Origin of the sequence: Stenotrophomonas sp. 2YAF26 (genome assembly GCF_052114625.1) — a bacterium.
Lineage (GTDB): Bacteria > Pseudomonadota > Gammaproteobacteria > Xanthomonadales > Xanthomonadaceae > Stenotrophomonas > Stenotrophomonas indicatrix.
In genome coordinates this window covers 163,365-173,231 of sequence record NZ_JBFRFC010000009.1, presented here as the reverse complement: position 1 = coordinate 173,231, position 9,867 = coordinate 163,365, and the positions used below count along the sequence as shown (strand labels likewise).

The window sequence follows — 9,867 nt, the reverse complement described above, 5'->3', positions numbered from 1 at the left end:
TAAACCCCCAGACCGGCCCAGCCGCTGGCGGCTGTGCGTTCGGGCGCTTGCGAAGCAGTGCTTCGCAAGCAAAGCGCCCTCACCCTTGGGGGCTTGGCCGCGGCATCCATGCCGCGGACACCCCCGCAACCGGACCCACCCCGCCTTCGACAGATTCCCACGATCTGTTGGAATGGCATGGTCTGTTGTTCGTGGGGGGCGACCTTGGTCGACACGGTAAATCCACGCAATGCGTGGATGTCTGTCGGTAGTGCCGGCCGCTGGCCGGCAACCACGCAGATGCCTGCGATCCGGCGCCTGAGAGCGCAGCGACCGGCTTCTGCTTTTGATCTTTTGATTCTCATCCGTGGCTGGCGCCCGCAGGAAACTGTCCGTGGCCGGGCGGGTAGGCTGCGCAGGGGCGTGAGCCGCATGGGCCCGAGGCATGCCTCGGGCGGGTTGGGCAGGATGCCCAACCCCGGTCTTGCCGTGTGCGCAGGACAGCGCACACGAGCAAGCGGCGACCGAGCTTACATGGACGTACTTGCAGCGCCCCCTGCGCAGCCTACCCGCCCGGCCCACCCCCAGAACCTGCTTTCAGCGACCAACCACGAGGGGCTCCGCCGTTGGCTGGAACCCATCATTCCACTCGGGAATTGGCGCGCCGGCCCCGCTGGGCCTACCATCGGCGGTCCCCACCCCCACCGCCCCTTCCATGTCCGCTCCCGCTTCCACCGCGCCGCGCCGCTGGTTCGTCGCTGGCGACTTCAATGGCTTCTTCGGCCTGGTCGTCGACAACCTCTCCATCCTCGGCTTCATCGCCATGGCCCTGGTCGGGATGTTCCAGTTCCCCGCCGACGTGGTCTTCGGCCGCATGTTCCCCGGCACCGCCTTGGGCGTGCTGGTCGGCAACCTGCTGTACACCCTGATGGCACGGCGCCTGGCCGCGCGTACCGGGCGCGACGACGTCACCGCCATGCCGCTGGGCCTGGATGCACCGACCAGCATCGGCATGGCACTGCTGGTGCTGGGCCCGGCCTTCCTGGCCTTCAAGCAGCAGGGCCTGGACCCGCATGCCGCCGCCATCGCCACCTGGCAGCTGGGCATGGCCTCGCTGGTCATCATGGGCGTGCTCAAGCTGATCCTGTCCTTCTTCGGTGAAGCAGTAACCCGCGCGCTGCCGCGTGCCGCACTGCTGGGCTCCATCGCGGGCATCGCACTGGTGCTGATGGGCCTGCTGCCGTTGCTGGAAACCCTGCGCTCGCCGCTGGTGGGCTTCACCACGCTGGGCCTGCTGCTGTACGTGCTGATCGCCAAGGGCAAGCTGCCGCTGCGCGGCCCCGGTGTGCTGCTGGCCTTCGTGTTCGGCACCGTGCTGTATTACGGGCTCGGCCTGGCCGGCCTGGGTGTGCCCGGCTTCCAGATTCCGGCCTGGGTGCCGCCGCAGGTGGTGCTGCCGCTGCCGACGCTGGGCTTCATCGAGGGCCTGCCGACCGCAATGACTTACCTGCCGCTGCTGTTGCCGTTCGGCCTGCTGATGGTGGTCGGTGGCATCAACGTATCCGAAAGCGCGCGTGCGGCCGGCGATGACTACCGCACCCGCGACATCCTGCTGGTGGAGGCGGTGGCCACGCTGGTGGCTGGCGTCTGTGGTGGCGTTGCGCAGACCACCCCGTACATCGGCCAGCCGGCCTACAAGCACATGGGCGCGCGCAGCGGCTACACGCTGCTGACCGGCCTGTTCGTCGGCATCGGCGGCATGCTCGGCATCATTTCCGGGCTGGTGCAGTGGCTGCCACTGGCGGTACTGGCGCCGATCATCGTGTACGTGTCGATCGACATCACCACCCAAGCGTTCCAGGCGACGCCGCGCCAGCATGCCGGTGCGATGGTGCTGGGCTTCCTGCCGTCGGCGGCCTACCTGCTGGCGATCAAGGCGCCGGGCTGGATTCCAGCCGACCAGATGGGCGCACTGCTGACCCACGTCGATGGTCATGGCCTGCCGGAGCTGGCGGTGATCTTCGCGCTGGGCAACGGCTTCATCATCACTTCGATGCTGTGGATCGCCACCGTCGCAGCGATGGTCGATGGACGCCTGCGCCGCGCCTGCGGGTTCCTGCTGGTGGCGGCGGCACTGACCTTGTTCGGCCTGATCCACTCGGTTGACCCGCGCGGCGGCATCTATCTGCCGTGGGATCTGCAGGGTCTGGCCCGCGTGATCAGCTGGCAGTTCGCCGGCGCCTATGTGGCGCTGGCCATCCTGCTGGGGCTGCTGTCGCTGCAGAAGCAGGCGGTGAAGCCGCTGGCTGGGAACGACTGATCACGGGTGGTGCCGGCATGGCCGGCACCCTCAGAGGCTCCGGTTGGATCGTGCAGTTGCCGGCCAGCGGCCGGCACTACCGATCTGAATCCAGTTCCGGGTAATGCCGGAAGATGCCGTTGGTGTTGAAGGGCAGCCGCCGCTCCGAAGCGAGATAGACGGCGATGCCGGGCCGTTGTTCCACCCGATCCTTCAGCGCGCGCAGCAGTGGCAACGTCGGCCATAGCGCCTGCATGCGGCGTGGGAACATATAGTCCAGCCCGCTCAGCAACTGGAACAGCGACAGGTCCACGTAGGAGTGTTCGCGCAGCGGGTGGCGACCGCCATTGGCCTTCAGCACCTGCTCGAAGTAGCCGAGGAATTTCGGCAGGCGCTCATCGCGCATCGCTGCCGCGCGCGCCCTGGCCTCGGTCTTCTGCTCTTCGTAGTACTTCGACGCGGCAATCGGATGGTGGGTGTCGTGCACTTCGGCCACCAGATCGGCGATGGTCAGCTGCAACTGCAGCGCCTGCATGCGCCGCGAGGCGGCCTGCGGAACCAGATCCAGCGTCGGGCCGAGGAAATCGAGAATGGCCGCGACCTGCGCGATGACCTGTCGCCCCGCCTTCAGGAACGGTGGCGCGAAAGGTTGCGCGCCTTCGCTGTGGCCATCGAGGAACGACTGCATCACGGCGTCGCCGTGCACACGCGCCATGTCCACGTAATCGGCGCCGGCATCTTCCAGCGCCAGCCGCACGAACTCGCCACGGCCTTGGATGCCGGTCCAGTAGTACAGCGCGTACTGCATGAAGCTTCTCCACCCAACAGGAACAACAGGGTCGCGCGCGCCGCGCAAAGCAGGCGTGAACCACAACGGCAGCGGAATGGCTGGGGAACCCCGCCGAATCAGGGCAGTCACACCTTGTCCATGCAGGTGAAAAGCGAGGTTCTGCATCATGCAGAGTGGAAAAGCGGTCTGGCCCTGGGTTCTGGGCGTGGTGGTGGTGGGCGGCGCGGGCACGTGGTTGTTCCGCGACCAGTTGCAGCACCTGGCAGATGGCGTAGCGGTGCCGGAGCAATCCGCGCCGACCTCGGCAGTCGCCGTACCGAAGCCTGCTGCTACGCAGGAACCCGCGCCCTCTCCGATCAAGCATCCGCTGGATTCGGAGGCCGCCGCCGACCCGGCGCTGCCGAACCTGGCCGACAGCGATGCCGCCGCCTGGAGCGCATTGAGCGGACTGTTCAAGGGCGAGGGCGCGTTGACTGCGCTGCTGCGCGATCACCTGATCCAGCGCCTGGTCACCCAGGTCGACAACCTGGACAAGGCCAGTGTGCCGCCTACCGCGCTGGCTGCACGGCCGCTAGCGGGCAGCCTGCAGGTGGAGCTGGGTGAGGGCGGCGAGCGCATCGCCGCGGCCAATGCGGCGCGCTATGCGCCCTATGTGCAGGCCTTCACCGCGATTGACCCGGCGGCCGCAGGCGTTGCCTACAAGCGCTTCTATCCGTTGATCCAGCAGGCCTACGTCGATCTTGGAAAGCCCGATGGCTACTTCAATGATCGCCTGGTGTCAGTCATTGATCACCTGCTGGACACCCCGGAGCTGGCTCAAGCGCCGCTGGTGGAGCGCGATGCGCGCGGCCGCTACCGCTTCGTCGACGCCACCCTGCAGTCGCGCTCGATCGGGCAGAAGGCCTTGCTGCGCATGGGCGTGGCGCAGGCGCGGGCGGTCAAGCAGCAGCTGCGGGCGATCCGGGGCGCGATCACCCGTTGAGCCAACCCATCGTGCGGATCTGATCCGGATCAACGCGCCGACAACACCCCGTCCGGCATGCTGGCCGCAGGCTGACTGGCCTTCGAATGCAGTCGCAGCCACCCTTGAAACGGGGTGGGGCAACCGCATCTTTCCAGCATCGCCGGCGCGGGCCGGCCAAGATGACCGATGAGGTTTCGCAATGCGAATGGACAAGCTCACCTCGCGTTTCCAGCAGGCGCTGGCAGACGCGCAGTCGCTGGCAGTTGGCCGCGACAACAGCATCATTGAACCGGTGCACGTGTTCAGTGCCCTGCTGGACCAGCAGGGTGGCAGCACCCGGCCGTTGCTGGCCCAGGCCGGCGTCAACGTACCGGTGCTGCGCGAGCGCCTGGACGAGGCGCTTGAAGCGCTGCCGAAGGTGTCCGGCCAGGCCGGCAACCTGTCGATCGGCAACGATCTCAACCGCCTGCTCAACCACACCGACAAGCTGGCACAGCAGCAGGGCGATGCCTTCATCGCCAGCGAGTGGTTCGTGCTGGCCGCGCTGGAAGACGGCGGCACGCTGGGCATGGCGCTGCGCGCTGCCGGTGCCGACAAGGCGCGCCTGCAGACCGCTATCGACAAGCTGCGCGGCGGCGAGAACGTGCAGTCGGAGAACGCCGAAGAGCAGCGGCAGGCGCTGGAGAAGTACACCATCGACCTGACCGAACGCGCCGAGAGCGGCAAGCTCGATCCGGTGATCGGTCGCGATGAAGAAATCCGCCGCACCATCCAGGTGCTGCAGCGTCGTACCAAGAACAACCCGGTGCTGATCGGCGAACCCGGCGTGGGCAAGACCGCGATCGTCGAAGGCCTGGCCCAGCGCATCATCAATGACGAAGTGCCTGAAGGCCTGCGCGGCAAGCGCGTGCTGTCGCTGGACATGGGCGCGCTGATCGCCGGTGCGAAGTTCCGCGGTGAATTCGAAGAGCGCCTGAAGGGCGTGCTCAACGACCTGGCCAAGAGTGAAGGCCAGATCATCCTGTTCATCGACGAGCTGCACACCATGGTTGGCGCGGGCAAGGCCGACGGTGCGATGGATGCCGGCAACATGCTCAAACCGGCACTCGCGCGCGGTGAACTGCACTGCGTCGGTGCGACCACGCTGGACGAGTACCGCAAGTACATCGAAAAGGACGCAGCACTGGAGCGCCGCTTCCAGAAGGTGTTCGTGGGCGAGCCGACGGTGGAGGACACCATCGCGATCCTGCGTGGCCTGAAGGAAAAGTACGCGGTGCACCACGGGGTGGAGATCACCGACCCGGCCATCGTCGCTGCGGCCACCCTGTCCAACCGCTACATCACCGACCGCCAGCTGCCGGACAAGGCCATCGATCTGATGGACGAGGCCGCTTCACGGCTGCGCATGGAGATCGATTCCAAGCCGGAGGAACTGGACCGGCTGGAACGTCGCCTGATCCAGCTGAAGATCCAGCGCGAGATGCTGAAGAAGGAAAAGGACGACGCTTCGCGGCAGCGCCTGGCCGATCTGGAAAACGATATCGATGCGCTGGAGCGCGAGTTCTCCGATCTCAACGAAGTCTGGAAGTCGGAGAAGGCCGCGCTGCAGGGCACGACGAAGATCAAGGAACAGGTCGAGCAGGCCAAGGTTGAACTGGAGTCGGCCCAGCGCCGGCAGGATTTCGCGCGCATGAGCGAGATCCAGTATGGCGTGCTGCCGCAGCTGGAAAAGCAGCTGGCTGCCGCCCAGGAAGTGGAGAACCACGACTTCAAGCTGGTGCAGGACCGTGTCACCGACGAGGAGATCGCCGAGGTCGTCTCGCGCTGGACCGGCATCCCGGTCAACAAGATGCTCGAAGGCGAGCGTGACAAGCTGCTGCGCATGGAAGAGGTGCTGCACAACCGCGTGGTCGGCCAGGAAGAGGCGATCAAGGTGGTGTCCGACGCGGTGCGTCGTTCGCGCGCTGGCTTGTCCGATCCGAATCGACCGGGGGGATCGTTCCTGTTCCTGGGCCCGACCGGCGTGGGCAAGACCGAACTGTGCAAGTCGCTGGCCGAGTTCCTGTTCGACAGCGCCGACGCGATGATCCGCATCGACATGAGCGAGTTCATGGAGAAGCACAGCGTCGCACGCCTGATCGGTGCGCCCCCCGGCTACGTGGGCTATGAGGAAGGCGGTTACCTCACCGAGGCCGTGCGCCGTCGCCCGTATTCGCTGATCCTGCTGGACGAGGTGGAAAAGGCGCATCCGGATGTGTTCAACATCCTGCTGCAGGTGTTGGACGATGGTCGCCTGACCGATGGCCAGGGCCGCACGGTGGACTTCCGCAATACCGTCATCGTGATGACCTCCAACCTGGGTTCGCACCAGATCCAGGACATGAGCGGCGATGACACGCCGGAAGCCTACACGCAGATGAAGGCGGCGGTGATGGGCGTGGTGCAGGCGCACTTCCGTCCGGAGTTCATCAATCGGTTGGATGACATCGTGGTGTTCCATCCGCTGGACAAGCAGCAGATCAAGCAGATCGCGCGCATCCAGATGCGTGGCCTGGAAAAGCGCCTGGCCGAGCGTGGCCTGAAGCTGGTGGTGTCCGATGCAGCGTTCGATCTGCTCGGCAACGTCGGCTTCGATCCGGTCTACGGTGCGCGTCCGCTGAAGCGTGCGATCCAGGCACAGCTGGAAAACCCGCTGGCGCAGAAGATCCTGTCCGGTGCGTTCGTCAACGGCGATACCATCGAAGTGGGCAACGACGGCGGCCATCTGGTGTTCGCCAAGGCCTGAGCCTGAGCCGAACGGGGCGCTGCATGAGTGCAGCGCCCCGTTTCGGTTGCAGCGACCGGCCGCATCCGGCGCTTGCCGGCCATGCTCAGAACCGGTGCGTATACCCGGTCATCAATCCGAACTGGTTGGCCTTCTGCACGATCGGGCTGTCGGCCGCATCGCCCAGCAGTCGGGTGCCTTCCACAGCGATGTACCAGTTGCCGTTGCGACCGGCGCGATGGCTCCATTTCATGCCCAGGCCGGCGCTGACCAGACCGGCCTTGGGCTTGTGCTGGGCGAAACCGGTGCGAGCGGCCTGGTCAGGGCTGACGCCATACCAGGTCTGCATGTAGCCGCGGTTGCCGTAGTCGGTGGATACGCTGCCGCTGACCACGCCACCGGCCAGATCGAACAGTGGCATCTCCAGGTTCAGGTGGATCTGCTGGGTGGCAAGGCCGTTGTCGCCCTTGTCGTCGTCTTTCAGCGTGTACTGCCAGGAACCGCTCAGCACCGCCTCACCCAGCGTATAGCCAGCCGCCAGGCCGACCAGGGGCCGGGTATCGATATCACCCATGCCACGCAGGAAGTCCGAGCCGCCGAGGATCGAGTTCTTCTCGCGGCGGCTGCCGCTGCCACCGACGTAGGCACGCACGCGGGTGTGTTCGCCGATCGCCGTACCCCAACCCGCACCGCTGGTACCCAGAAACCAGCCGCCCGGTGAGGTCACGTCGAAGGACAGCGTCGGTGCGGCCTGGAATTCCTCGCTGCCGCTGTAACGCGGGGCGACACCGCCACCGGCGGCAAGCTCGAAGGTCCATTGATCCTCCTTGGCATGCGCTGTGGACGTTGCGAACAAGGGCAGCAGGGCCAGGCCGAGCAGGGTGGGGAAACGGCGACGGTGGGACATGGCAACTCTCTACAGTGGGAGGAAATGCAGTGCGCGCATCCGGCGCGTGCTGCTGGGTCGACAGCGTGGCGGGATGCCACCGACCAATCCGTCCGCAGTTGTGCGGGAGTTGTAAGCAACTGTAAGCGCGGCCCGTGGCGTTCAGCTGGCAGCCAGTGGCCAGTGCATTTCCAGGCGTGCACCGCCCAGGGTCGCGCGTCCCACGCGCAGCTCGCCGTGGTGACGAACCGCGATGCGCCCGGCGATGGCCAGGCCCAGGCCGAAGCCGCCGGTATCGCGGCTGCGGCTGTCATCCAGACGGGTGAACGGGCGCAGCACCTTCTCGCGATCGCTTTCGGCGATGCCCGGGCCATCGTCATCCACGCGCAGGCAGGCCTTGCCGGCCACGCTGACCAGTGACACCTCCACACGGGTGCGTGCGTAGCGCATCGCGTTGCCGACCAGGTTGCTCAGGGCCAGCTGCAGCAGGCGCGGCTCGGCATCCACGCGTGGCAGCGCACTGGGCCACACCTGCAGCACCAGTCCCGCGCGCTCGGCATCGCGCCGCGCGTCCTCCATGCAGGCCTGCAGCCAATCGTTCGCTTCGATCCGCTGCATGGGCTCGGCATCGTTGGGATGCTCCAGCCGCTCGTACGCCAGCAGCTCGCTGACCAACCGGTTGAGCTCGGCCAGATCGCCATGCAGGCCGGTAGCGAGGTGTGCCCGCCGCGCCGGATCGTTGCTGTCCTGCATCAGGTCCAGGCCGAAGGCCAGGCGTGCGATCGGCGTGCGCAGCTCGTGGGAAATGGCGTGGGTAAGGTCGCGCTGCCGTTGCACCAGTTCGGCCACGCGCGCGGCCATGCGGTTGGAATGCTCGACGATGACCCGGATCTGCGAACGTGGCGATACCTGCGCACGCGCCTGCAGATCGCCGGCACCGATGCGATCGGCATGACCCCGCAGCGCCTCCAGATCGCGCCACAACAGGCGTACCCAGGCATAGAGGCAGGCGCCGACCAGCAGCAGGATGCACAGGTACGCGGCGACGGTCATGTACAGGGTCATCTGCACTTCGCCGGGAAAGCGCAGTTGCAGCCAGCGTCCGTCAGCCCCCTCGATGGGCAGCAGGACCTGCTGGTAGCGCTCACGAACGATGAAGCCGTCCCCGCGCAGGGCGCTGCGCTCTTCGTCATCCAGTGCCGGCGGCGCATCCAGCAGTGACAGTGCAATGCCGTAGTGTGGTTGCCATTGCGCCACGCGCTGCTGTTGCTGCGGGCGGTCCAGGCCGGCCAGTCCGCTGCGCAGTGCATACACCTGGCCGCGCACCTGTTCGGCGAAGACACGTTCCTGCAGGGGCGTGTAGATGCGGTCCAGCAGATGGTTGAGGCTGAACACCGACACCAGCAGGCAGGCCCCGGTGACGAACCACAGCCACAGGAACAGGCGCTTCACGCCGACCAGGCCGACGGATTGAACTGGTAGCCACGGCCCCACACGGTCTTGATCCGGCGCGGTTCGCGCGCGTCGTCGCCGAGCTTGCGGCGCAGCTTGCCGATGCAGACATCCACGCTGCGGTCCAGACCATCGAAACCGATGCCGCGCGCCGCCTGCAGGATCTGGTCGCGCGAGAGGATCTGCCCGGGCTGGCTGGCCAGCAGCCAGAGGATCTCGAATTCGGTGGTACCCAGTTCCACCGGCTGCCCATGCAGGTGAACCTCGCGTTGCACGCGATCGATCAGCAGTTCGCCATGCATCAGCCGGCACGGCACGCCGGCAGGGCCGCTGCCATGGCGACGGCGCAGCAGTGCGCGCAGGCGTGCCAGCAGCAGGCGCGGCTCGATCGGCTTGTGCACGTAGTCATCGGCGCCGGACTCCAGGCCCAGCACCTGTTCGATATCGTCCTCGCACGCTGTCAGCATCAGGATCGGCACGTCGGAAAAGCTGCGGATCTGCCGGCACACATCAATGCCACCGAGGCCAGGCAGCATCAGGTCCAGCACCACCAGTTCCGGCGCGTGCTGGCGACAGGCCGCGCTGGCCAGGTCGCCGCGCGGTACGTGCTGCACGGCAAATCCATGTTCGCGCAGGTAGTCGCTGACCAGCTCGGCCAGGCGGCGGTCGTCCTCGACCAGCAGCACCTGGGTCGGGGTGCCGGTGGCGGGAGTCCACGGGGAGGGCTGCATCG

General features: G+C 66.6%; 7 protein-coding genes. 3 read left to right on the top strand and 4 right to left on the bottom strand.

Annotated features, from left to right (window positions below; all coding sequences use genetic code 11):
• Nucleotides 1-694 precede the first annotated feature (694 nt).
• Nucleotides 695-2,299, top strand: coding sequence for a hypothetical protein (locus tag AB4Y98_RS11950; RefSeq protein ID WP_223496306.1), 1,605 nt, complete (start codon nucleotides 695-697; stop codon nucleotides 2,297-2,299).
• A gap of 76 nt (nucleotides 2,300-2,375) precedes the next feature.
• On the opposite strand, the gene AB4Y98_RS11945 is transcribed toward AB4Y98_RS11950, so the two are convergent.
• Nucleotides 2,376-3,086 (bottom strand): glutathione S-transferase, encoded by a 711-nt coding sequence (locus AB4Y98_RS11945; RefSeq protein ID WP_394198123.1) that lies wholly within the window; start codon nucleotides 3,084-3,086, stop codon nucleotides 2,376-2,378.
• Nucleotides 3,087-3,234: 148 nt separating this feature from the next.
• Between AB4Y98_RS11945 and AB4Y98_RS11940 the strand changes: the two genes are divergently transcribed.
• Together AB4Y98_RS11940 and clpB are read left to right on the top strand one after the other, a co-directional pair.
• Nucleotides 3,235-4,050: a DUF3014 domain-containing protein gene (locus AB4Y98_RS11940; RefSeq protein ID WP_442244414.1), complete on the top strand. Its 816-nt coding sequence runs from the start codon at nucleotides 3,235-3,237 to the stop codon at nucleotides 4,048-4,050.
• Between the two features lie 181 nt (nucleotides 4,051-4,231).
• On the top strand, nucleotides 4,232-6,817 hold the full coding sequence (gene clpB, locus AB4Y98_RS11935) for an ATP-dependent chaperone ClpB (RefSeq protein WP_442244413.1): 2,586 nt from the start codon (nucleotides 4,232-4,234) through the stop codon (nucleotides 6,815-6,817).
• An 85-nt stretch (nucleotides 6,818-6,902) separates the two neighbouring features.
• Here clpB and AB4Y98_RS11930 read toward each other — a convergent pair whose 3' ends face one another.
• The 3 genes from AB4Y98_RS11930 to AB4Y98_RS11920 all read right to left on the bottom strand — a co-directional run bounded on the left by AB4Y98_RS11930 (nucleotide 6,903) and on the right by AB4Y98_RS11920 (nucleotide 9,865).
• Nucleotides 6,903-7,703 carry a MipA/OmpV family protein gene (locus tag AB4Y98_RS11930; RefSeq protein WP_025874695.1) on the bottom strand — a complete coding sequence of 267 codons (801 nt, stop codon included), beginning with the start codon at nucleotides 7,701-7,703 and terminating at the stop codon, nucleotides 6,903-6,905.
• Between the two features lie 141 nt (nucleotides 7,704-7,844).
• Entirely contained in the window at nucleotides 7,845-9,134 is a 1,290-nt protein-coding gene (locus AB4Y98_RS11925) for an ATP-binding protein (RefSeq protein WP_363731977.1), read from the bottom strand.
• The gene (locus AB4Y98_RS11920; protein ID WP_180165696.1) at nucleotides 9,131-9,865 is read right to left on the bottom strand and encodes a response regulator transcription factor; all 735 of its coding nucleotides are present in this window, start codon (nucleotides 9,863-9,865) and stop codon (nucleotides 9,131-9,133) included. The genes AB4Y98_RS11925 and AB4Y98_RS11920 overlap by 4 nt, the downstream gene beginning before the upstream one ends.
• Nucleotides 9,866-9,867: the final 2 nt, after the last annotated feature.

What these genes read in the sequence shown, in the direction of transcription:
- AB4Y98_RS11950 (WP_223496306.1), top strand. Translation starts at nt 695, where the DNA reads ATGTCCGCTCCCGCTTCCACCGCGCCGCGCCGCTGGTTCGTCGCTGGC.
- AB4Y98_RS11945 (WP_394198123.1), bottom strand. Translation starts at nt 3,086, where the DNA reads ATGCAGTACGCGCTGTACTACTGGACCGGCATCCAAGGCCGTGGCGAG.
- AB4Y98_RS11940 (WP_442244414.1), top strand. Translation starts at nt 3,235, where the DNA reads ATGCAGAGTGGAAAAGCGGTCTGGCCCTGGGTTCTGGGCGTGGTGGTG.
- clpB (WP_442244413.1), top strand. Translation starts at nt 4,232, where the DNA reads ATGCGAATGGACAAGCTCACCTCGCGTTTCCAGCAGGCGCTGGCAGAC.
- AB4Y98_RS11930 (WP_025874695.1), bottom strand. Translation starts at nt 7,703, where the DNA reads ATGTCCCACCGTCGCCGTTTCCCCACCCTGCTCGGCCTGGCCCTGCTG.
- AB4Y98_RS11920 (WP_180165696.1), bottom strand. Translation starts at nt 9,865, where the DNA reads ATGCAGCCCTCCCCGTGGACTCCCGCCACCGGCACCCCGACCCAGGTG.